The organism is Stutzerimonas sp. Brlt_14 (assembly GCF_051948915.1).
GTDB lineage: Bacteria > Pseudomonadota > Gammaproteobacteria > Pseudomonadales > Pseudomonadaceae > Stutzerimonas > Stutzerimonas stutzeri.
This window is the reverse complement of record NZ_JAYJLM010000009.1, coordinates 26556-46617: the sequence shown is the minus strand read 5'-3', so window position 1 is coordinate 46617 and position 20062 is coordinate 26556. Positions and strand designations below refer to the sequence as shown.

Sequence of the window (20062 nt, the reverse complement as noted above, 5' to 3'; positions counted from 1 at the left end):
TCCTCAATCGTGACGCAGCTGGTCGGCCAGCCGGTCGAGAGACTGGCGCGCGATTCGCTCGAGGCGCGCCAGACTGAACAATCCCGTGATGGCCAGCACCATGCCAGCCATGGTCGGCAGGGTCGCCTGCCAGACGCCCGCAGCCATGCCGCGAGGGTTGCCGGTGCCGCTGAGCGCCAGCACATCGAAAACCGCGATCATGCCGCTGACCGTGCCCAGCAGGCCGAGCAGCGGATACATCGCAACCAGCGTCTTGCTCAACCGCAGCGGGCCAGACAGCTGCTGCTGCGCCTGCGCCAGCCAGGCCAGGCGCACGGCGCGCTGCCAGCTGCCGGGCTCATCGGCCAGCTGCGCCCAGGCCTGCCGGCGCGACTCGACCCAATGCGGGAAGACCCGACGCATGAACCACAGGCGCTCGAACACCAGCGTCCAATACAGCACGCAGAGGCCGGCCAATGCCCACATCACCACCCCACCCGCGGTCATGAAGTCGAGCAGCGCGTGACCGCTGTCGACGACACTCAGCCAGTGAGCGCGTAGATCAGTCACGGCGTGGTGCTCCGGACAGATGCAGCGCGATCAGCCCGGCGCTCTGCTGTTCCAGCAGCTGGATCAGCGCCTTGCTGCGGCTGGCCAACAGGCTGTGCAGGAACAGCAGCGGAATCGCCACCACCAGGCCCAGCACCGTGGTCACCAGCGCCTGGGAAATGCCGTCGGCCATCAGCCGCGAATCGCCGCCACCACTTTGAGTGATGGCCTGGAAGGTGATGATCATGCCGGTCACGGTACCCAGCAGGCCGAGCAGCGGCGCCACGGCTGCGAGCAGCTTGAGCAGCGGTTGGCCACGCTCCAGCGGCGGGGTTTCCTGCAGGATGGCTTCGTCCAGCTTGAGCTCCAGCGTCTCCAGGTCCGACAGCTGCGGCTTGGGCCCCAGCACGCCGATGATGCGGCCGAGCGGGTTGTCGTCGCGCGGATGATTGAGCTCGCGCATCTGACTTCCAACCTTGCGGCCAATGCCACCGAGATAGACCATGCGCCAGATCGCCAGCAGCAGGCCGATGGCGCCGAGCACCAGGATCACGCCACCGACCAGACCGCCCTGCTTGACGCGATCCCACAGGTCCGGTTGGCGCTGCAACTGCGCCAGCAGGGTACCCCGGCTCGGGTCGACAGGCAGCGTGGCCAGGGCATCGGAGCTTTTCAGGTAATCCTCGATCAGGCCCTTGCCGGAAGGCTGACGCGGCGGCACCAGCAGCTCCCCGGCATCGGCGTCGTAGCGCAGGAAGGCGTCGCTGGTAAAGGCGGAGAAGCTGCCGACGCGCAGTACCGGCTGCTCGCTGCGCGCACCGTCGGTGCCCACCACCGGCAGTTGCACGCGCTCGACGCGGCCGCTGGCCGCCAGGTCTTCGAGGAGGGTCATCCAGAAGGCATCGAGGTCATCGGCTGATGGCAAGGCACGACTTTCGGCCAGGCTGCGCAGCTGCTTGAGCCGCTCGGGATACTGGGCATTGAGCAGGCTATCCTGCCACTGGCCGGCGATATCACCGGCACTCTGCCGCACCACGCCGAACAGCTCGCCGAGATGACCGACACGCTGTGCCAGCAGCTTTTCCTGCTCGGCCAGCTCCGCTTCCTGGCGGTCGAATTCAGCCTTCAGCCGCTCGGCCTCGGCCTTCTGCTCTGCGAGGGCAGCCCGTGCGCGTGACAGCAGTTGCTGCTGCTCGCCACGGTCACGCACGAAGGCCTGCTCGCGGGTCTGCATGGCGCTGACCTCGGCCGCGCGGTCGCTGCGAATGCGCTCGAGCAGCTGGTCGGGACTGAGCGGCTCCGCCGCATGAGAGGTGAGCGGCAGCAGCGCGACAAGGAACAGGGAAAACAGACGGCTCATTGCGCGGCCTCCTCGGCCAGGGTCTTCACGGGCAGTTGCAGATATGCGGGCGCCTGCTGCTGGCGGGCAATGGCGATGGCCTGGGTCAGCGGCCGCCGGGCGCTGCCATCGAGCACTTCCCAGCTGCGCGTCTGCGGGTTCCACCAGCCGCTCTCGTGGGCATCGAGGGTCTGGTAATAGAGCATCACCCGGCCCAGGCGGAGGAACTCGACGCTACGCGAATCACCATCGCCGGGCAGTTCGCCGCGCCACGCTTCCAGCGTGCGGCCGTAGTCGCTTTCGATCTGATAGGCCTCGAGGATGCGCCGATACTTCTCCGCCAGGCTGACGTCGGCACGCGGCAGCAGGTCTTGCAGGCCGGCCAGGCGATCAGCGCGCTCCTCGGGCAGGAACGGCAAGTCGGCTGCGATGAACTCGCCGAGCACCTCGACCATGCGACTCATCTGCGGCGTTACCGCTTCCTGGGTGCGCTCGATGCTGTCCAGCTGGCGCTGGAAGCCCAGCAGTTCCTTGCGCTGCGCAGCGGTCAATTCCTGCAGCTGCTTGTTGTAGGCCTTCAGGGCTTCGGTCTGCTGCAGCGCGTTGCGGTACTCGGTGAGCATCTCGCGCGTGGCGTCGTCGAGCTGATCGATCCGCGCCTGCGAAGCCTTGGCTTCGGCAGACAGGCGCTCGCTCTCATCGAGCGCAGCGTCCAGCGGGGCCGCGGAGAGCGACCCGGCATACAGGTGCAGGCAGCACGGCAGCACGGCAACCGCCAACAGGCGGGGGATGAAGGAAGGCATGGAGGGGTCCTTGCAGACGGTCGTTAACTCAAAAGAGAAACATTATCATCTGTGAATTGACGCAAAGCAACCCGGGCATTACGTCGCAGCTGACGACGCGGCTTTCATTGAGCTGGATCAAAAAGCCCAAGCGCCCACTCCCTACCATGGCCCCCAATCGCATTCCAACAAACGGAGCATCATCATGCGCAAGACCCTGTTCACCGCTTCCGCGCTGGCCCTGGCGCTGGCCGCCCCCTTCGCCCAGGCTTTCGAAGCCGGGGACATCATCGTTCGCGCTGGTGCGGTTACCGTTGATCCGCGTGAAGACAGCAGTTCTATCTCTACCGCACTGACCGGTCCAATTGCCGGTACCAAGGCTACGCTCGACAGCGACACTCAGTTGGGCCTCAACTTCGCCTACATGATCACCGACAAGGTAGGGATCGAACTGCTGGCCGCTACGCCGTTCAGCCACGACGTTGGCGTCAAAGGCCTTGGCGCACCACTGGACGGGAAGTTCGGAACTATCAAGCATCTGCCGCCGACCCTGAGCGTTATCTACTACCCGCTGGATAAAACGTCGGCTTTCCAACCGTACGTTGGGGCTGGCGTTAACTACACATGGTTCTTCGACGACAAGTTGAGCAGCCAGGCTGAGGGGAATGGTTTCAACGGCCTGGACCTGAAAGATTCTTGGGGCCTGGCCGCACAAGTAGGCATGGATTACATGCTCACAGACAACATCATGCTCAACGCTCAGGTTCGCTATATCGACATCGATACTGAAGCTACTTCCAACCACGCGGTACTGGGCAAGGTCAAAGTCGACGTAGACGTCGACCCCTTCGTCTACATGGTCGGCCTCGGCTACAAGTTCTGACGAATCGGCCTGACCGAGTCGCAGACAGACAAAAGGCGCCATTGGCGCCTTTTGTCTTTTCCGGTTTCGCTTACTCGCCCAATAAACGGGCCAGCCCTTCGCGCATGCTGGTCGGCGGTTCTGGCACGCGGTAGCGCTGAACCAGTCGCGCATTGTTCGCCCGCGAATGACGGATGTCTCCCGAGCGCGCCGCCTGATAGCTCACCTCGGGCAGATCCCCCAGCACATCGCCAATCGCGTCGAGCAGCTGGTTCAACGATGTCGCCTTGTTGAGCCCAACGTTCACCGCCCCTTCCGGCGCATCCGGAGCTTCGAGTGCCTGCACCAGCACCTCGACCAGATCCCCTACATAGATGAAATCCCGCGTCTGCTCCCCATCGCCGAACACCGCAATCGGCAGCCCCTTCTGCGCCCGCTCGGTGAAGATGCTGATCACCCCGGAATAGGGCGACGACGGATCCTGCCGAGGGCCGTACACATTGAAGAAGCGGAACACCACCGGCTCCAGACCATGCTGGCGCCGATAGAAATCCAAATAGTGCTCACTGGCCAACTTGTCCGCGGCGTAGGGGGTAAGCGGCGCCTTCGCGGTGCCTTCATCGATGGCCTGGCCTTCCCCGTTGTTGCCATAGACCGCCGCGCTCGAGGCAAACAACACTCGCTGCACGCCTGCCTCACGCATGGCTTCGCACAGATTGAGCGTGCCGATCAGGTTGCTCTGATGCGTACCGAGCGGATCGTCCACCGACGCTTGCACTGAGGCCACCGCGGCCAGATGGACTACGGCGCGACAACCCTGCACCGAGCGACGCACGCATTCGGCGTCGGCGACATCACCGACGATCAGCTCGACGCGCTCATCCTGTGGCAGGTTCTCACGCTTGCCAGTGGACAGATTGTCCAGCACTCGAACGGCGTAACCGCGAGCCAGCAGTGCATCGACCAGGTTGGAGCCGATGAAGCCGGCGCCACCAGTGATCAGGATAGGGGCATCAGCCATGGCGGTAATAACGCTCCAGCAGGCTCGGCAGGCCGGTGCGCCAGGCACGCGGCTTGATACCGAAGGTGGTGAATATCTTCTTGCAGGCCAGCACACCGTGCTGCGGCTCAGCCGCGGCATCCGAACAGTCGGCGTGAGCGACCGGCGTCAGCTTGGCGGTCGTCACATCGCGATACTTGGCGGCCTCGCCAAGCAGCGCCTGCGCGACCAGCAGCGGCGTCGAAGCTTCGTGGCCGCCGTAATGGTAGGTGCCCCACAACGGGGCCTGGCAATCGAGCTGCTTGAGCACTGCAAGAATGACTCTCGCGGCGTCATCCACCGGCGTCGGATTGCCACGGCGATCGTCCGCCAGCAGGATCGCCTCGCTCTGCTCCAGCCGTTGCAGGACACGCCCCAGCACACCGTCACGACTGTCGTCGAGCAGCCAGCCGAAACGCAACAGCACATGACGCGGGCACAGCGCCCGCACGCTCTGCTCGATGCGCCAGAGCGCCTGCCCCCTGGCATCCAGCGGCGCGACCTCATCCTTTTCGCTGTAGGCAGTGGTGCGCGCGCCATCGAACACGCGGTAGCTCGAAGGCTGCAGGAGAACGAAATCGTGGTGCTGGCACAGCTCGGCAAGCCGCTCCACAGCGCGCTCCTGAGCCGCGAGCGCCGGTTCGTTGGGCTGCCCGCTCTGGAACCAGTCGTAGTAGTAGGCGAGGTTGATGACGACATCCGGACGGTTGTCGTCGAGCAACTGGGTAAGACTGGCGGCATCCCAGCCCTGGGCGGGCGGGCGCGGCGCGAGAAAACCGATGTCTTCCTCGGCGCCGAGGCGGATGAGCGCCTGGCCCAGGGCATTGCCGCCGCCCAACAGCATCAGGCGCATTCGCATTCAGGAAACTCTAGAAGGGGATGTCGTCATCGAAGCTGTCATAGTCCGGCGCTGGCTGCTGCCGTGCGGCCGGCTGCTGCGGCTGAGCCTGCTGACGCGGAGCCTGTTGCGGCTCGCGCTGCGGGCGCGGCTGACGTGGCGCGTCATCGGAACTGCCGCCACGGCCGCCGAGCAGCTGCATGGTGCCATTCATGTCGACGACGATTTCGGTGGTGTAGCGCTTGACGCCATCCTTTTCCCACTCGCGAGTCTGCAGGCGACCTTCGATGTAGCACTGCGAACCCTTGCGCAGGTACTCGCCGGCGATCTCGGCGACCTTGCCGAACAGCACCACACGGTGCCACTCGGTGCGCTCCTGAAGCTGACCGGTCTGCTTGTCCTTCCAGCTGTCGGTGGTTGCCAGCGTGATGTTGGTCACCGCATTGCCATTGGGCATGTAGCGGGTTTCCGGGTCGCCGCCGACATTGCCGATCAAGATGACTTTATTCACCCCTCTGGCCATGGGTAACTCCTCTTGGAACATTGAATTTAAGTGGGCTCACCGATGGCGATCCTGCTACCAGGAGACCCGATGACCGCGAATCTTACCTCAGCCACCCCTGACAACCAACCAACGCGCCAGCAAGTTGCGTCGCCGTGCGCAGCACCACGGCCACGACGAGCGTCGTGTTGGTCAGGCGACCAAACGATCCAGCGCGTCGCGATCCAGCACCAGGGTATCGACCTTCACATAGGCCGCCGCCTCGTCGAGCACGATCAGCACATCGCTCACGCCGGGCACGTGCAGCAGGTCGGCCTCGAGCCGGGTGTTGCTCAGCGCGCCGGCCGAAAGCGGCAGGCGCAGGCTGGTGACATAGGGAGGCTCGCGCATGCTGAAGGCGATCACGAACCACAGTGCGCAGAGTGCCGCGCAGCCAGCGAACACCAGGGCCAGCCCGCCCTGCTGATAGAGCATGCCGCCCAGGACGCCGCCCAGGCCGGCACCGAGGAACTGACTGGTGGAGTAGACCCCCATGGCGGTGCCCTTGCCACCTGCCGGCGCCACCTTGCTGATCAGCGACGGCAACGACGCCTCAAGCAGATTGAAGGCGACGAAGAAGGCAACCATGCCCACCACCAGCATCCACAGGCCGTTGCCGAACCACCAGAAGAACAGCTCGCACAGCAGCAGCGCACAGACGGCACCGAGCAGCACGCGGCGCATCTGGCGCTTCTTCTCGCCATAGATGATGAACGGAATCATGCCGAAGAAGCCGATCAGCAGCGCGGTCAGGTAGACCCACCAATGCTCGTCCTTGGGCAATGCGCCCTGCTCCACCAGCGCCAGCGGCAGCGCGACGAAGCTCGCCATGAGAATCGCGTGTAACGCCAGGATGCTGAAATCCAGGCGCAGCAGGTCTGGATGACGCAGCGTCAGACCCAGCGCCTGCCGGGCGACCCCGGATTCCCGATGACGGACATGGGCCTGGGCCTTGGGCAGCAGCGCAACGATGAGCCCGCCAACCACTGCCATCGCCGCCGTCACCCAGAACAACCCGGAAAGACCGAAGGCACGCGTCAACAGGGGGCCGATGATCATGGCCACGGCAAAGGAGAAGCCGATGCTCACCCCGATCAGCGCCATCGCCTTGGTCCGGTGTTGCTCGCGGGTCAGGTCGGACAGCAACGCCATCACCGCGGCGGAGATCGCGCCGGCGCCCTGCAGCACCCGCCCCGCGACCACGCCCCAGATGCTGTCGGACATCGCCGCCAGAACCGCGCCGGCGGCGAAGATCGCCAGACCGAAATAGATGATCGGCAGGCGCCCGATGCGGTCAGAGAGAATGCCGAAGGGAATTTGCAGCAGCGCCTGGGTCAAACCATAGGCACCGATGGCAAGACCGATCAGGGTCGGCGTAGCGCCTTCCAGGTCCATGCCGTAGGTTGCCAGCACGGGCAAAACCATGAACATGCCGAGCATGCGAAAAGCGAACACCAGCGCCAGCCCGGAAGCTGCGCGTTTTTCGCTGGCGCTCATGCGCTCGCTGTAGGGGTCCTGCATGGAGGGTCTCGCTTGTATGAACCGGCGGCGATTCTAGCAGCCCTCCCCCGCTCGGCACAGGCGCGCGGTTTTGCCGCGACTATCACCCCGGCCGTATACTTTCGGGTTTCCGCCCGCCACGCGAGGCTGTTTTGGACAAGATTCTGATTCGTGGGGCTCGCACCCACAACCTGAAGAACATCGACCTCACCCTGCCACGCGACAAGCTGATCGTCATCACCGGCCTCTCCGGCTCCGGCAAGTCTTCGCTGGCGTTCGACACGCTCTATGCCGAAGGCCAGCGCCGCTACGTCGAATCGCTCTCGGCCTACGCCCGACAGTTCCTTTCGATGATGGAAAAGCCCGACGTGGACACCATCGAAGGGCTTTCTCCGGCCATTTCGATCGAACAAAAGTCGACATCGCACAACCCGCGCTCCACCGTCGGCACCATCACCGAGATCTACGATTACCTGCGCCTGCTCTACGCGCGGGTCGGCACACCACGCTGCCCGGACCATGACGCGCCGCTGGAAGCGCAAACCGTCAGTCAGATGGTCGACCAAGTCCTGGCGCTGCCAGAAGGGCGCAAGCTGATGCTGCTGGCACCCGTCATTCGCGAGCGCAAGGGCGAGCACCTGGCCGTGTTCGACGAGCTCCGGGCCCAGGGCTTCGTTCGCGCCCGCGTCAACGGCCGTCTCTACGAGCTGGACGAACTGCCCAAGCTGGACAAACAGAAGAAGCACTCCATCGATGTCGTGGTGGATCGCTTCAAGGTTCGCGGCGACCTGCAGCAGCGTCTGGCCGAATCCTTCGAGACGGCGCTGAAACTGGCGGACGGCATCGCGCTGGTCGCGCCCATGGACGAGGACGAAGAAAGCGAGGAGATGATCTTCTCCGCACGCTTCGCCTGCCCGATCTGCGGTCACTCCATCAGCGAGCTGGAACCCAAGCTGTTCTCCTTCAACAACCCGGCAGGTGCCTGCCCGACCTGCGATGGCCTGGGCGTGAAGCAGTTCTTCGATGCCAAGCGCCTGGTCAACGGCGAGCTCACCCTGGCCGAAGGCGCGATCCGCGGCTGGGACCGGCGCAACGTCTATTACTTCCAGATGCTCGGCTCGCTGTCCTCGCATTACGGGTTCAGTCTGGACGAGCCCTTCGACTCGCTGGCCGCCGAGCATCAGAAGTTCATCCTGCGCGGAAGCGGCCGGGAGAATGTCGAGTTCCGTTACCTCAATGACCGCGGGGACATCGTCAGGCGCTCGCATCCGTTCGAAGGCATCATCCCCAACCTCGAACGCCGCTACCGCGAGACCGAGTCCACTTCGGTGCGCGAAGAGCTGGCGAAGTACCTCAGCACTCAGCCCTGCCCGGAATGCCGCGGCACCCGCCTGCGCCGCGAGGCTCGCCACGTGTGGGTTGGCGACAAGACACTGCCGGCGGTCACGGCACTCCCCATCGGCGACGCCACCGATTATTTCGGCGGACTCTCGCTCAGCGGTCGTCGCGGCGAAATCGCCGACAAGATCCTCAAGGAGATCCGCGAGCGTCTGCAGTTCCTGGTCAATGTCGGCCTCGACTACCTGACCCTCGACCGCAGTGCGGACACGCTGTCCGGCGGCGAGGCGCAGCGCATCCGCCTGGCGAGCCAGATCGGCGCCGGCCTGGTCGGTGTGATGTACATCCTCGATGAGCCCTCGATCGGCCTGCACCAGCGCGACAATGAGCGCCTGCTGGGCACCCTTCGTCACCTGCGCGACATCGGCAACACGGTGATCGTGGTCGAGCATGACGAGGACGCCATCCGCCTTGCCGACTACGTGGTGGACATTGGCCCGGGGGCCGGGGTGCACGGTGGCCGCATCGTCGCCGAGGGTACCCCCGACGAGGTGATGGCGCACCCGGACTCCCTGACCGGCAAGTACCTCTCCGGCCGGGTGACGATCAATTACCCACCGGAACGCACCCGTCGCGACCCGAAAAAGCTGCTCAAGCTCAAGGGCGCCCGCGGCAACAACCTGCGTAACGTCGATCTGGAGATCCCGGTGGGGCTGCTGACCTGCATCACCGGCGTATCCGGCTCGGGCAAGTCGACGCTGATCAATAACACTCTGTTCCCGATCACTGCCACGGCGCTCAATGGCGCGTCCACCCTGGAGGTGGCGCCCTACGACAGCTTCGACGGCCTGCAGCACCTCGACAAGGTCGTCGACATCGACCAGAGCCCCATCGGCCGCACCCCACGCTCCAACCCGGCGACCTACACCGGCCTGTTCACGCCCATCCGCGAACTCTTTGCCGGGGTACCGGAGGCCCGCTCGCGCGGTTACGGGCCAGGACGCTTCTCCTTCAATGTAAAGGGCGGCCGCTGCGAAGCCTGCCAGGGCGACGGTGTGATCAAGGTGGAAATGCATTTTCTACCGGACATCTACGTCCCCTGCGACGTGTGCAAGGGCAAGCGCTACAACCGCGAGACACTGGAGGTGAAGTACAAGGGCAAGAGCATCACCGAGGTACTGGACATGACCATCGAGGAAGCTCGCGAATTCTTCGACCCAGTGCCGGCAGTTGCACGCAAGCTGCAAACCCTGATGGACGTCGGGCTGTCGTACATCAAGCTAGGGCAGAGCGCGACCACGCTGTCCGGGGGCGAGGCGCAACGGGTGAAGCTGTCCCGCGAGCTGTCCAAACGCGACACCGGCAAGACCCTGTACATCCTCGACGAGCCCACCACCGGCCTGCACTTCGCCGACATCCAGCAGCTACTCGACGTGCTGCATCGCCTGCGCGACCACGGCAACACGGTGGTGGTTATCGAGCACAACCTGGACGTGATCAAAACCGCTGACTGGCTGGTTGACCTCGGCCCGGAAGGCGGCTCCAAGGGCGGTCAGATCATCGCCAGCGGCACACCGGAAGAGGTCGCGGAAATGTCACAGTCGCACACCGGGCATTTCCTCAAACCGCTGCTGGAGCGCGACCGCCACTGACGACCAGCCGCAAAAAAGCCGGGCTCTTCCGAGGCCCGGCTTCTGCGCTCTACGGCTCGGTACAGCTTAGGCGACTTCGTTCGGATCGATCCCCAGTCCCCGGGCGATACCCGCCCCGTATGCCGGGTCGGCCTTGAAGAAGTGCCCCAGCTGACGCAACTGCACGTCTCGCGAAACGCCTGCCATCGCACCGACGATATTGCCGATCAGCAGATTCTGCTGCTCAGCTGTCATCAGACGGAACAGAGCTCCCGCCTGACTGAAATAGTCGTCATCGGCCCTGTGGTCATATCGGTCAGCCGTACCGGAGAGCGCAAGCGCCGGTTCGGCGTACTGCGCTGCCTGCTTAGGGGCGTCGCTGTAGCTGTTCGGCTCGTAGTTGGGCGCCGAACCACCGTTGCCATCAAAACGCATCGCGCCATCACGCTGATAGTTGTGGACCGGGCAACGCGGCGCATTGACCGGAAGCTGCTGATGGTTGGTGCCGACGCGGTAGCGATGGGCATCGGCGTAAGCGAATACCCGCCCCTGAAGCATGCGATCCGGCGACAGGCCGATACCCGGGACGACGTTGCTCGGGGCAAAGGCAGCCTGCTCGACCTCGGCGAAATAGTTCTGCGGATTGCGATTCAGCTCGACCATCCCCACTTCGATCAGCGGAAACTCCTTCTGCGACCAGACCTTGGTGACGTCGAAAGGATTTTCGGCACGGCTGGCCGCCTCCACCTCGCTCATCACCTGGATGCAGAGCTTCCACCTGGGAAACTCGCCCCGCCCGATCGCGTGGAAAAGATCCCGCTGCGCATAATCGGGATCGCTGCCGGCAAGGCGTGCTGCCTCGCTCGGATGCAGGTTTCTGATCCCTTGCATGCTCTTGAAGTGGAACTTCACCCAGTGCCGCTCGCCTTCACTATTGACCAGGCTGAAGGTGTGACTGCCGAAGCCGTGCATGAACCGATAACCATCGGGGATGCCACGATCGGAAAACAGGACGGTGACCTGATGCAACGCCTCGGGCGAGTGCGACCAGAAATCCCACATCATCTGCGGGCTCTTCAGATTACTCCATGGGTCACGCTTTTGCGTATGGATGAAATCCGGAAATTTCAGCGGATCGCGGATGAAGAAGACCGGCGTGTTGTTACCCACGACGTCCCAATTGCCTTCCTCGGTATAGAACTTTACCGCGAAGCCGCGAGGATCACGCTCGGTATCCGCCGAGCCGCGCTCACCCCCTACCGTGGAGAAGCGCAGGAACAGGGGCGTTTGCTTGCCAACGGACTCGAACAGCTTGGCACGGGTGAGGTGAGTTATGTCTGCGGTCACGGTAAACGTGCCATAGGCGCCGGAGCCTTTGGCGTGCACACGACGCTCCGGAATGACTTCGCGGTTGAAATGGGCGAGCTTTTCGACCAAGTGGAAGTCATCCAGCAACAAAGGGCCACGAGGCCCGGCTGAACGAGAATTCTGATTGTCGGCAACGGGGGCGCCACCAGCGGTGGTGAGGGTCTTGCCTTGGCTCATGCTGTATCTCCTTGTACATACCGATGAAGTCGGCTTGAGGAGAATTCTAACGAGACGCCAACAAAGAACTAATTTATTAAACGAACCAACCTGATAGAGCGCCACCATCGGTCAGACAATAAAAAACCGGGCCTAGGCCCGGTTCTTTATACAGCGGCCGATTACTCGGCTGCGGCTTCAACCTCACCAGCGACCGGACGGTCAACCAGCTCGACGTAAGCCATAGGTGCGTTGTCCCCTGCGCGGAAACCGCACTTGAGGATGCGCAGATAGCCGCCCTGACGGGTGGCGTAGCGCTTGCCCAGATCGTTGAACAGCTTGCCTACAGCAGCTTTCGAACGGGTACGGTCGAAAGCCAGGCGGCGGTTGGCAACGCTGTCTTCCTTGGCCAGGGTGATCAGCGGCTCGGCAACGCGACGCAGTTCTTTGGCCTTGGGCAGGGTGGTCTTGATCAGTTCGTGCTCGAACAGCGACACCGCCATGTTCTGGAACATGGCCTTGCGGTGGGCGCTGGTGCGGCTCAGATGACGGCCACTTTTACGATGACGCATGATTGAAATTCCTTACCAAACGTTCAGTTCGGTTACTGGGGGCGATCAGGCAGTGGCCTTATCGTCCTTCTTGAGACTTGCCGGCGGCCAGTTATCCAGGCGCATACCGAGGGACAAACCACGCGAAGCCAGAACGTCCTTGATCTCGGTCAGGGACTTCTTGCCCAGGTTCGGCGTTTTCAACAGCTCTACTTCGGTGCGCTGAATCAGATCACCAATGTAGTAGATGTTCTCTGCCTTGAGGCAGTTGGCCGAACGTACGGTCAGTTCCAGGTCATCCACCGGACGCAACAGGATCGGATCGATCTCGTCTTCCTGCTCGACAACCACCGGCTCGCTGTCGCCCTTCAGGTCGACGAACGCAGCCAGCTGCTGTTGCAGGATGGTCGCTGCACGACGGATCGCCTCTTCGGGATCCAGGGTGCCGTTGGTTTCCAGGTCAATGACCAGCTTGTCCAGGTTGGTGCGCTGCTCGACACGAGCATTCTCGACCACATAAGCCACGCGACGAACCGGGCTGAAGGTGGCGTCGAGCTGAAGACGACCGATGCTACGGCTTTCATCTTCGTCGCTCTGACGCGCATCAGCAGGCTCGTAACCACGGCCGCGAGCGACCTTGAGCTTCATGTTGAGCGAGCCGTTGGCCGCCAGATTGGCGATCAGGTGATCGCCATTGACGATTTCAACATCGTGATCCAGCTGGATATCGGCAGCGGTAACAGCGCCCGCGCCCTTCTTCACCAGGCTCAAGGTCACTTCATCACGGCCGTGCAGCTTGATGGCGATACCTTTGAGGTTGAGCAGGATTTCGATTACATCTTCCTGCACGCCCTCGATGGCGCTGTACTCGTGGAGCACACCGTCGATCTCAGCCTCGACCACAGCGCAGCCGGGCATGGAGGACAACAGAATACGACGCAGCGCGTTGCCCAGGGTGTGGCCAAAACCACGCTCGAGGGGCTCGAGAGTGATCTTGGCACGGGTCGGACTGACCACCTGCACATCGATATGGCGGGGGGTCAGGAACTCATTTACCGAACTCTGCATGGATACACCTATTTTCTAGCCCTTACTTGGAGTAGAGCTCGACAATCAGGTTTTCGTTGATGTCGGCGGACAGATCGCTGCGAGCCGGAACATTCTTGAAAACACCGGATTTCTTGTCGGCGTCTACTTCGACCCATTCAACGCGACCGCGCTGAGCGCACAGTTCGAGGGCCTGGGCGATACGCAGCTGGTTACGGCACTTCTCGCGAACAGCAACCACGTCACCGGCCTTGACCTGGTACGACGGGATGTTCACGGTCTGACCGTTGACGGTGATCGACTTGTGCGAGACCAGCTGGCGCGATTCGGCACGAGTGGAGCCGAAGCCCATGCGATACACGACGTTGTCCAGACGGCACTCGAGCAGCTGCAGCAGGTTCTCGCCGGTAGCGCCCTTGCGGCTGGCAGCTTCCTTGTAGTAACCGCTGAACTGACGCTCCAGCACACCGTAGATACGGCGCACTTTCTGCTTCTCGCGCAGCTGGGTGCCGTAGTCGGACAGGCGGCCACGACGCTGGCCGTGCACACCTGGCGGAGTTTCAATGTTGCACTTGGATTCGAGCGCGCGCGCACCACTCTTCAGGAAGAGATCAGTGCCTTCACGACGAGACAGTTTGCACTTGGGACCAATATAACGAGCCATTCTTTACTGTCTCCTGATTACACGCGGCGCTTCTTCGGCGGACGGCACCCGTTGTGCGGGATCGGCGTCACGTCGGTGATGCTGGCGATTTTATAACCACATGCGTTCAAAGCACGCACGGCGGACTCACGACCCGGGCCCGGGCCCTTGACGTTGACGTCGAGGTTCTTCAGGCCGTACTCCAGAGCAGCCTGGCCAGCGCGCTCTGCAGCGATCTGGGCAGCGAACGGAGTGCTCTTACGCGAGCCGCGGAAACCGGAACCACCCGAGGTAGCCCAGGACAGCGCATTGCCCTGACGATCGGTGATGGTCACGATGGTGTTGTTGAAAGAAGCGTGGATGTGGGCGATGCCATCAACCACTGTCTTTTTGACTTTTTTACGAGGACGAGCAGCAGGTTTTGCCATGACTAGATTCCTGTCGATTCGCTAACGCGATTACTTGCGGATCGGCTTGCGCGGGCCCTTACGGGTACGTGCGTTGGTCTTGGTGCGCTGACCGCGAACCGGAAGACCACGACGATGGCGCAGGCCGCGATAGCAACCCAGGTCCATCAAGCGCTTGATTTTCATGTTGACGTCGCGACGCAGGTCGCCCTCAACGATGAACTTGCCGACTTCGCCACGCAGCAGTTCGACCTGCTCGTCGGAAAGATCCTTGATCTTTGCTGCCGGATTCACACCGGTAGCGGCACAGATTTCCTGCGCACGGGTGCGACCAACACCGTAGATGTAGGTCAGCGAGATAACAGTGTGCTTGTTATCCGGAATGTTGACGCCTGCAATACGGGCCATTCAGTGAAACTCCAATTGACAGCTACCTACGCCCCGGAAGCCAAGAAAAGGGCGCGAGATATTAACGCTGTAATAACAAATATTCAACCCGGCAGCGCACTAGCTGCCGGGTTATAACGCCTTACACAATCAGCCTTGGCGCTGCTTGTGACGCGGTTCTGCGCTGCAGATCACGCGCACGACACCGTCGCGACGGATGATCTTGCAGTTACGGCACAGCTTTTTAACCGATGCACGAACTTTCATCACCAACTCCTAGAACCTTACGAACCACTTCAGCGGAGCATTCCGCTGCCGTAGCCCTTCAGGTTGGCTTTCTTCATCAGGGAATCGTACTGGTGCGACATGAGGTGCGATTGCACTTGGGACATGAAGTCCATGACAACCACAACCACGATCAGCAACGAGGTCCCACCAAGGTAGAACGGCACGTTGGCTGCGACCACAAGAAACTGCGGCAGCAGGCAGACAGCCGTCATGTACAGGGCGCCGAACATGGTCAAGCGGGTCAACACGCCATCGATATAGCGAGCCGACTGCTCACCAGGACGAATCCCGGGAATAAACGCACCGGACTTCTTCAGGTTCTCCGCCACGTCCTTCGGATTGAACATCAATGCCGTATAGAAGAAGCAGAAGAAAATGATCCCAGCACTGAACAGCAGGATGTTCAACGGCTGCCCGGGCGCGATCGCCTGAGAGATATCAGCCAACCAACCCATGTTTTCGGACTGGCCGAACCACTGCCCCAGCGAAGCCGGGAACAGCAGGATGCTGCTGGCGAAGATGGCCGGGATAACGCCCGCCATGTTGACTTTCAACGGCAGGTGGCTGGTCTGCGCAGCGAAGACCTTACGACCTTGCTGACGCTTGGCGTAGTGCACCGCAATGCGACGCTGCCCACGCTCGATGAACACCACGAAACCGATGATCGCAACCGCCAGCAGCCCCACGGCCAGCAAAGCGATGATGTTGATATCGCCTTGGCGAGCGGACTCGAACGACTGCCCGAGCGCGCCCGGCAATCCGGCGACGATCCCAGCGAAGATCAGCATCGAAATACCGTTGCCAACCCCACGCTCGGTGATCTGCTCGCCCAGCCACATCATGAACATCGCACCAGACACGAAGGTCGTGATGGCCACGAAGTAGAAGCCGAAGTCGTTACTGAACGCGACACCCTGCCCCGCCAGACCGACCGACATGCCGACGGCCTGCACGATTGCCAGAACCAGCGTTCCGTAACGCGTGTACTGGCTGATCTTGCGACGACCGGCTTCGCCTTCTTTCTTCAACTGCTCCAGCTGCGGACTGACAGCGGTCATGAGCTGCATGATGATCGATGCCGAGATGTACGGCATGATCCCCAGCGCAAAGATGCTCATGCGCTCCAGCGCACCACCGGAAAACATGTTGAACAAGCTAAGGATGGTCCCCTCGTTCTGACGGAACAGCTCGGCCAGCCGATCGGGATTGATCCCGGGTACTGGAATGTGTGCGCCAATCCGGTAGACGATGATCGCCATGAACAGAAAGCGCAGACGAGCCCAGAGTTCGGACAGACCACCATTACTCAGCGCGGAGAGAGCACCTTGCTTAGCCATTTATTCCTCGAACTTGCCGCCAGCTGCTTCGATAGCCGCACGCGCACCCTTGGTGGCTGCGATGCCCTTTAGAGTGACCGCACGCCCAACCTCGCCGGACAGCATGACTTTCACACGCTGCACGTTCTGGTTGATGACGTTGGCGTCTTTCAGGCTCTGTACGGTAACAACGTCGCCTTCCACCTTGGCCAGTTCGGAAGTGCGCACTTCTGCGCGATCCATGGCCTTCAGCGAAACGAAGCCGAACTTCGGCAGACGGCGGTGCAGCGGCTGCTGACCACCCTCGAAGCCCGGAGCGATCTTGCCGCCGGAGCGGGAAGTCTGACCTTTGTGGCCACGGCCACCGGTCTTGCCCAGACCGCTGCCGATACCACGACCCGGACGTAGCTTTTCGCGACGGGCACCCGGCGCAGAACGCAGATCGTTCAGTTGCATGGCTTAGCCCTCCACACGGAGCATGTAGTAAGCCTTGTTGATCATGCCGCGGTTCTCAGGAGTATCCTGAACTTCTACGGTGTGACCAATGCGACGCAGGCCTAGGCCCTTGACGCACAGCTTGTGATTGGGGATACGACCGCTGACGCTCTTGATCAGCGTAACCTTGACGGTGTTAGCCATGATCAGGAAATCTCCTCGACGCTCTTGCCGCGCTTGGCAGCAATCGACTCAGGCGACTGCATCGCCTTCAGACCCTTGAAGGTGGCATGCACCACGTTGACCGGGTTGGTAGAGCCGTAGCACTTGGCCAGGACGTTGTGCACACCGGCCACTTCAAGGATGGCGCGCATGGCACCACCAGCGATAACACCGGTACCTTCGGAGGCAGGCTGCATGTAGATCTTGGATGCGCCGTGAGCCGCCTTGGTGGCGTACTGAAGCGTAGTGCCGTTCAGGTCGACCTGGATCATGTTGCGGCGCGCCGCTTCCATGGCCTTCTGAATGGCAGCCGGCACTTCGCGGGACTTGCCGCGACCGAAACCAACACGACCCTTACCATCACCAACTACAGTCAGCGCGGTGAAGGTGAAGATACGACCACCCTTCACGGTTTTTGCGACGCGGTTAACTTGAACCAGCTTCTCGATGTAGCCTTCGTCGCGCTTTTGCTCGTTATTTGCCATAACTTAGAACTCCAGCCCGCCTTCACGAGCAGCATCAGCCAGTGCCTTCACACGACCGTGGTACTTGAAGCCAGAACGGTCGAACGCCACCTGAGTGACGCCTGCGGCTTTCGCGCGCTCAGCGACCAGTTGACCGACTTTCTTGGCAGCGTCAACGTTGCCGGTGGCACCGTCACGCAGTTCTTTGTCCAGAGTCGAGGCGCTTGCCAGGACCTTGCCGCCGTCGGCCGAAAGGACCTGGGCGTAGATGTGCTGGGAAGAGCGGTGCACGCAGAGGCGTACGGCTTCCAGCTCGCGCATCTTCAGGCGCGCTTTGCGAGCGCGACGCAGACGAGTTTCTTTCTTTACGCTCATTTGCTATGCCCTACTTCTTCTTAGCTTCTTTGCGACGGACTACTTCATCCGAGTACCGCACGCCTTTGCCCTTGTAAGGCTCCGGACGACGGAAATCACGAATTTCAGCAGCCACCTGACCGACCAGTTGCTTGTCGACACCCTTGATCAGGATATCGGTCTGGCTGGGGGTCTCGGCGGTGACGCCTTGCGGCAGCTCATAATCCACCGGATGCGAGAAACCGAGAGCCAGGGACAGCACTTGACCTTTGGCTTGCGCCTTGTAACCGACGCCGACCAGCTGGAGCTTGCGCTCGAAGCCCTGACTGACACCGATCACCATGTTGTTGACCAGAGCGCGGGTAGTACCGGCCATGGCGCGAGTCTGCTGATCACCGTTACGACCGGCGAAACGCAGCTCACCACCTTCCTGGATAACCTCAACGGAAGGATGAACGTTCAGCTCCAGAGCGCCTTTTGCACCCTTCACCGAAAGCTGCTGGCCGGACATCTTGATTTCAACGCCAGCGGGCAGCTTGACGGGGTTCTTAGCAACGCGAGACATGCTTATCCCCCCTTAGAACACAGTGCAAAGCACTTCGCCGCCGACACCAGCAGCGCGAGCAGCACGATCAGTCATCACACCCTTGTTGGTGGAGACGATCGAGACACCCAGGCCACCGCGAACTTTCGGCAACTGGTCAACGGATTTGTACTGGCGCAGGCCAGGACGACTTACGCGCTTCAGTTCCTCGATGACCGGACGGCCTTCGAAATACTTAAGCTCGATGGAAAGCTGCGGCTTGACGTCGCCACTGACCTGGTATCCCGCGATATAGCCTTCACCTTGAAGAACGTTGGCTACAGCCACCTTCAGCGTGGAAGACGGCATGCTTACGACGGACTTTTCGGCCATCTGGGCATTACGGATACGAGTTAGCATGTCCGCTAACGGGTCCTGCATACTCATGGGCTCTTAGCTCCTAAAACAAAAAAATAAGCCTTGGACGGCTCGTGTCGCCAACGGGCGAACCCTACAAAAATGCGAGGCTCAGGCGAGCCGGGCATTCTAGGCGCTCACCAGAAACGAATCAAGCCCCGAAAGGGGCTCGACCGAAAACAAACAGGGCCCGAAGGCCCTGTTTGATTCTTACCAGCTGGCTTTGACCAGGCCCGGAACGTCACCGCGCATGGCGGCCTGGCGCAGCATGTTGCGCGCGAGGCCGAACTTGCGATAGACGCCGTGCGGACGGCCAGTCAGACGGCAGCGGTTACGCAGGCGCGAAGCGCTTGCATCACGCGGCTGCTTCTGCAGGGCCACCTGAGCTTCCCAACGCGCCTCCGGAGTGGACTCCGGGCTAGCGATGATCGCTTTGAGTGCCGCACGCTTCTGGGCGAACTTGGCAACCGTGCGCTGACGCTTCAGCTCACGGTTCTTCATGCTTTGCTTAGCCATGTGCCTACTCCAATCAGTTACGGAACGGGAAGTTGAAAGCGCGCAGCAACGCACGACCCTCATCATCCGTCCGAGCAGTAGTGGTCAGAGTGATATCCAGACCACGCAGGGCATCGATCTTGTCGTAATCGATTTCCGGGAAGATGATCTGCTCTTTGACACCCATGCTGTAGTTGCCGCGGCCATCGAAGGACTTGGCATTCAGGCCGCGGAAGTCACGCACGCGCGGCAGGGAGATCGAAAGCAGACGATCCAGGAATTCGTACATGCGATCGCTGCGCAGGGTTACCTTGACGCCGATCGGCCAGCCTTCGCGGACCTTGAAGCCTGCGATGGACTTGCGAGCGTGGGTCACTACAACCTTCTGACCGGTGATCTTTTCCAGATCGGCAACCGCGTTGTCGATGATCTTCTTGTCACCGATCGCTTCGCCGATACCCATGTTGAGGGTGATCTTGGTAATGCGCGGAACTTCCATCACGTTCTTGAGCTGAAGTTCTTCCTTCAGCTTGGGCGCGATTTCCTTCCGATAAACTTCTTTTAGTCGTGCCATGGTTATCTACCTAGCAG

General features: G+C 61.7%; 25 protein-coding genes. 2 read left to right on the top strand and 23 right to left on the bottom strand.

Annotated features, from left to right (window positions below; translation table 11 throughout):
- Positions 1–3: 3 nt before the first annotated feature.
- The 3 genes from VF716_RS19775 to VF716_RS19765 are packed head-to-tail and all read right to left on the bottom strand — an operon-like array spanning position 4 to position 2670.
- Positions 4–549, bottom strand: a complete 546-nt coding sequence (locus VF716_RS19775; RefSeq protein ID WP_011912010.1) for a MotA/TolQ/ExbB proton channel family protein — start codon at positions 547–549, stop codon at positions 4–6.
- Positions 542–1888, bottom strand: coding sequence for a MotA/TolQ/ExbB proton channel family protein (locus VF716_RS19770; RefSeq protein WP_049340846.1), 1347 nt, complete (start codon positions 1886–1888; stop codon positions 542–544). Before VF716_RS19770 ends, VF716_RS19775 begins: the two co-directional genes overlap by 8 nt.
- Complete coding sequence (locus VF716_RS19765; protein WP_020306669.1) at positions 1885–2670, bottom strand: DUF3450 domain-containing protein; 786 nt, start codon at positions 2668–2670, stop codon at positions 1885–1887. Before VF716_RS19765 ends, VF716_RS19770 begins: the two co-directional genes overlap by 4 nt.
- Before the next feature lie 184 nt (positions 2671–2854).
- Between VF716_RS19765 and VF716_RS19760 the strand changes: the two genes are divergently transcribed.
- Positions 2855–3532 carry an OmpW/AlkL family protein gene (locus tag VF716_RS19760; RefSeq protein WP_013981722.1) on the top strand — a complete coding sequence of 226 codons (678 nt, stop codon included), beginning with the start codon at positions 2855–2857 and terminating at the stop codon, positions 3530–3532.
- 70 nt (positions 3533–3602) lie between these two features.
- Here the strand turns inward: VF716_RS19760 and VF716_RS19755 are convergent, their stop codons facing one another.
- The 4 genes from VF716_RS19755 to VF716_RS19740 all read right to left on the bottom strand — a co-directional run bounded on the left by VF716_RS19755 (position 3603) and on the right by VF716_RS19740 (position 7450).
- Entirely contained in the window at positions 3603–4532 is a 930-nt protein-coding gene (locus VF716_RS19755; RefSeq protein WP_017244907.1) for an NAD-dependent epimerase/dehydratase family protein, read from the bottom strand.
- Positions 4525–5409 (bottom strand): sugar nucleotide-binding protein, encoded by an 885-nt coding sequence (locus VF716_RS19750; RefSeq protein ID WP_017244908.1) that lies wholly within the window; start codon positions 5407–5409, stop codon positions 4525–4527. Before VF716_RS19750 ends, VF716_RS19755 begins: the two co-directional genes overlap by 8 nt.
- Before the next feature lie 10 nt (positions 5410–5419).
- Positions 5420–5911: a single-stranded DNA-binding protein gene (locus VF716_RS19745; RefSeq protein WP_003281797.1), complete on the bottom strand. Its 492-nt coding sequence runs from the start codon at positions 5909–5911 to the stop codon at positions 5420–5422.
- A gap of 171 nt (positions 5912–6082) precedes the next feature.
- Positions 6083–7450, bottom strand: coding sequence for an MFS transporter (locus tag VF716_RS19740; protein ID WP_017244909.1), 1368 nt, complete (start codon positions 7448–7450; stop codon positions 6083–6085).
- Positions 7451–7581: 131 nt separating this feature from the next.
- On the opposite strand from VF716_RS19740, the gene uvrA reads away from it, so the two are divergent.
- On the top strand, positions 7582–10419 hold the full coding sequence (gene uvrA, locus VF716_RS19735; protein WP_013981718.1) for an excinuclease ABC subunit UvrA: 2838 nt from the start codon (positions 7582–7584) through the stop codon (positions 10417–10419).
- A gap of 66 nt (positions 10420–10485) precedes the next feature.
- Here uvrA and VF716_RS19730 read toward each other — a convergent pair whose 3' ends face one another.
- The 16 genes from VF716_RS19730 to rplE all read right to left on the bottom strand — a co-directional run bounded on the left by VF716_RS19730 (position 10486) and on the right by rplE (position 20045).
- Positions 10486–11943, bottom strand: a complete 1458-nt coding sequence (locus VF716_RS19730; RefSeq protein ID WP_440552894.1) for a catalase — start codon at positions 11941–11943, stop codon at positions 10486–10488.
- Between the two features lie 161 nt (positions 11944–12104).
- Positions 12105–12494: a 50S ribosomal protein L17 gene (gene rplQ, locus VF716_RS19725; RefSeq protein WP_011912000.1), complete on the bottom strand. Its 390-nt coding sequence runs from the start codon at positions 12492–12494 to the stop codon at positions 12105–12107.
- Positions 12495–12539: 45 nt separating this feature from the next.
- Positions 12540–13541, bottom strand: a complete 1002-nt coding sequence (locus VF716_RS19720) for a DNA-directed RNA polymerase subunit alpha (protein WP_003293045.1) — start codon at positions 13539–13541, stop codon at positions 12540–12542.
- Positions 13542–13563: 22 nt separating this feature from the next.
- Positions 13564–14184, bottom strand: a complete 621-nt coding sequence (rpsD, locus tag VF716_RS19715) for a 30S ribosomal protein S4 (protein WP_011911999.1) — start codon at positions 14182–14184, stop codon at positions 13564–13566.
- Positions 14185–14201: 17 nt separating this feature from the next.
- Positions 14202–14591, bottom strand: a complete 390-nt coding sequence (gene rpsK / locus VF716_RS19710; protein WP_003281811.1) for a 30S ribosomal protein S11 — start codon at positions 14589–14591, stop codon at positions 14202–14204.
- Between the two features lie 30 nt (positions 14592–14621).
- Positions 14622–14978, bottom strand: a complete 357-nt coding sequence (gene rpsM / locus VF716_RS19705) for a 30S ribosomal protein S13 (protein WP_011911998.1) — start codon at positions 14976–14978, stop codon at positions 14622–14624.
- Between the two features lie 129 nt (positions 14979–15107).
- Positions 15108–15224 carry a 50S ribosomal protein L36 gene (gene rpmJ, locus VF716_RS19700; RefSeq protein WP_003281814.1) on the bottom strand — a complete coding sequence of 39 codons (117 nt, stop codon included), beginning with the start codon at positions 15222–15224 and terminating at the stop codon, positions 15108–15110.
- A gap of 29 nt (positions 15225–15253) precedes the next feature.
- Positions 15254–16582: a preprotein translocase subunit SecY gene (gene secY / locus VF716_RS19695; RefSeq protein ID WP_011911997.1), complete on the bottom strand. Its 1329-nt coding sequence runs from the start codon at positions 16580–16582 to the stop codon at positions 15254–15256.
- Positions 16583–17017, bottom strand: coding sequence for a 50S ribosomal protein L15 (gene rplO, locus VF716_RS19690; RefSeq protein ID WP_003281817.1), 435 nt, complete (start codon positions 17015–17017; stop codon positions 16583–16585).
- 3 nt (positions 17018–17020) lie between these two features.
- Positions 17021–17200 (bottom strand): 50S ribosomal protein L30, encoded by a 180-nt coding sequence (gene rpmD / locus VF716_RS19685; RefSeq protein WP_003281818.1) that lies wholly within the window; start codon positions 17198–17200, stop codon positions 17021–17023.
- Between the two features lie 2 nt (positions 17201–17202).
- Complete coding sequence (gene rpsE, locus VF716_RS19680; protein ID WP_011911996.1) at positions 17203–17703, bottom strand: 30S ribosomal protein S5; 501 nt, start codon at positions 17701–17703, stop codon at positions 17203–17205.
- A 3-nt stretch (positions 17704–17706) separates the two neighbouring features.
- A complete protein-coding gene (gene rplR, locus VF716_RS19675) occupies positions 17707–18057 on the bottom strand; it encodes a 50S ribosomal protein L18 (protein ID WP_013981715.1) in 351 nt (116 codons plus the stop codon).
- Positions 18058–18067: 10 nt separating this feature from the next.
- Positions 18068–18601: a 50S ribosomal protein L6 gene (gene rplF / locus VF716_RS19670; protein WP_011911994.1), complete on the bottom strand. Its 534-nt coding sequence runs from the start codon at positions 18599–18601 to the stop codon at positions 18068–18070.
- Positions 18602–18613: 12 nt separating this feature from the next.
- On the bottom strand, positions 18614–19006 hold the full coding sequence (rpsH, locus tag VF716_RS19665) for a 30S ribosomal protein S8 (protein WP_011911993.1): 393 nt from the start codon (positions 19004–19006) through the stop codon (positions 18614–18616).
- A gap of 180 nt (positions 19007–19186) precedes the next feature.
- Positions 19187–19492: a 30S ribosomal protein S14 gene (rpsN, locus tag VF716_RS19660; protein WP_011911992.1), complete on the bottom strand. Its 306-nt coding sequence runs from the start codon at positions 19490–19492 to the stop codon at positions 19187–19189.
- Between the two features lie 13 nt (positions 19493–19505).
- The gene (rplE, locus tag VF716_RS19655; RefSeq protein ID WP_011911991.1) at positions 19506–20045 is read right to left on the bottom strand and encodes a 50S ribosomal protein L5; all 540 of its coding nucleotides are present in this window, start codon (positions 20043–20045) and stop codon (positions 19506–19508) included.
- Positions 20046–20062: the final 17 nt, after the last annotated feature.

Excerpts from the sequence above, each read along its gene's own strand:
- VF716_RS19770 (WP_049340846.1), bottom strand. The coding sequence starts at position 1,888 with ATGAGCCGTCTGTTTTCCCTGTTCCTTGTCGCGCTGCTGCCGCTCACC.
- VF716_RS19765 (WP_020306669.1), bottom strand. The coding sequence starts at position 2,670 with ATGCCTTCCTTCATCCCCCGCCTGTTGGCGGTTGCCGTGCTGCCGTGC.
- VF716_RS19760 (WP_013981722.1), top strand. The coding sequence starts at position 2,855 with ATGCGCAAGACCCTGTTCACCGCTTCCGCGCTGGCCCTGGCGCTGGCC.
- VF716_RS19755 (WP_017244907.1), bottom strand. The coding sequence starts at position 4,532 with ATGGCTGATGCCCCTATCCTGATCACTGGTGGCGCCGGCTTCATCGGC.
- VF716_RS19750 (WP_017244908.1), bottom strand. The coding sequence starts at position 5,409 with ATGCGAATGCGCCTGATGCTGTTGGGCGGCGGCAATGCCCTGGGCCAG.
- VF716_RS19745 (WP_003281797.1), bottom strand. The coding sequence starts at position 5,911 with ATGGCCAGAGGGGTGAATAAAGTCATCTTGATCGGCAATGTCGGCGGC.
- VF716_RS19740 (WP_017244909.1), bottom strand. The coding sequence starts at position 7,450 with ATGCAGGACCCCTACAGCGAGCGCATGAGCGCCAGCGAAAAACGCGCA.
- VF716_RS19730 (WP_440552894.1), bottom strand. The coding sequence starts at position 11,943 with ATGAGCCAAGGCAAGACCCTCACCACCGCTGGTGGCGCCCCCGTTGCC.
- rplQ (WP_011912000.1), bottom strand. The coding sequence starts at position 12,494 with ATGCGTCATCGTAAAAGTGGCCGTCATCTGAGCCGCACCAGCGCCCAC.
- VF716_RS19720 (WP_003293045.1), bottom strand. The coding sequence starts at position 13,541 with ATGCAGAGTTCGGTAAATGAGTTCCTGACCCCCCGCCATATCGATGTG.
- rpsD (WP_011911999.1), bottom strand. The coding sequence starts at position 14,184 with ATGGCTCGTTATATTGGTCCCAAGTGCAAACTGTCTCGTCGTGAAGGC.
- rpsK (WP_003281811.1), bottom strand. The coding sequence starts at position 14,591 with ATGGCAAAACCTGCTGCTCGTCCTCGTAAAAAAGTCAAAAAGACAGTG.
- rpsM (WP_011911998.1), bottom strand. The coding sequence starts at position 14,978 with ATGGCCCGTATTGCAGGCGTCAACATTCCGGATAACAAGCACACTGTT.
- rpmJ (WP_003281814.1), bottom strand. The coding sequence starts at position 15,224 with ATGAAAGTTCGTGCATCGGTTAAAAAGCTGTGCCGTAACTGCAAGATC.
- secY (WP_011911997.1), bottom strand. The coding sequence starts at position 16,582 with ATGGCTAAGCAAGGTGCTCTCTCCGCGCTGAGTAATGGTGGTCTGTCC.
- rplO (WP_003281817.1), bottom strand. The coding sequence starts at position 17,017 with ATGCAACTGAACGATCTGCGTTCTGCGCCGGGTGCCCGTCGCGAAAAG.
- rpmD (WP_003281818.1), bottom strand. The coding sequence starts at position 17,200 with ATGGCTAACACCGTCAAGGTTACGCTGATCAAGAGCGTCAGCGGTCGT.
- rpsE (WP_011911996.1), bottom strand. The coding sequence starts at position 17,703 with ATGGCAAATAACGAGCAAAAGCGCGACGAAGGCTACATCGAGAAGCTG.
- rplR (WP_013981715.1), bottom strand. The coding sequence starts at position 18,057 with ATGAGCGTAAAGAAAGAAACTCGTCTGCGTCGCGCTCGCAAAGCGCGC.
- rplF (WP_011911994.1), bottom strand. The coding sequence starts at position 18,601 with ATGTCTCGCGTTGCTAAGAACCCCGTCAAGCTGCCCGCTGGCGTTGAA.
- rpsH (WP_011911993.1), bottom strand. The coding sequence starts at position 19,006 with ATGAGTATGCAGGACCCGTTAGCGGACATGCTAACTCGTATCCGTAAT.
- rpsN (WP_011911992.1), bottom strand. The coding sequence starts at position 19,492 with ATGGCTAAGCAAAGCATGAAGAACCGTGAGCTGAAGCGTCAGCGCACG.
- rplE (WP_011911991.1), bottom strand. The coding sequence starts at position 20,045 with ATGGCACGACTAAAAGAAGTTTATCGGAAGGAAATCGCGCCCAAGCTG.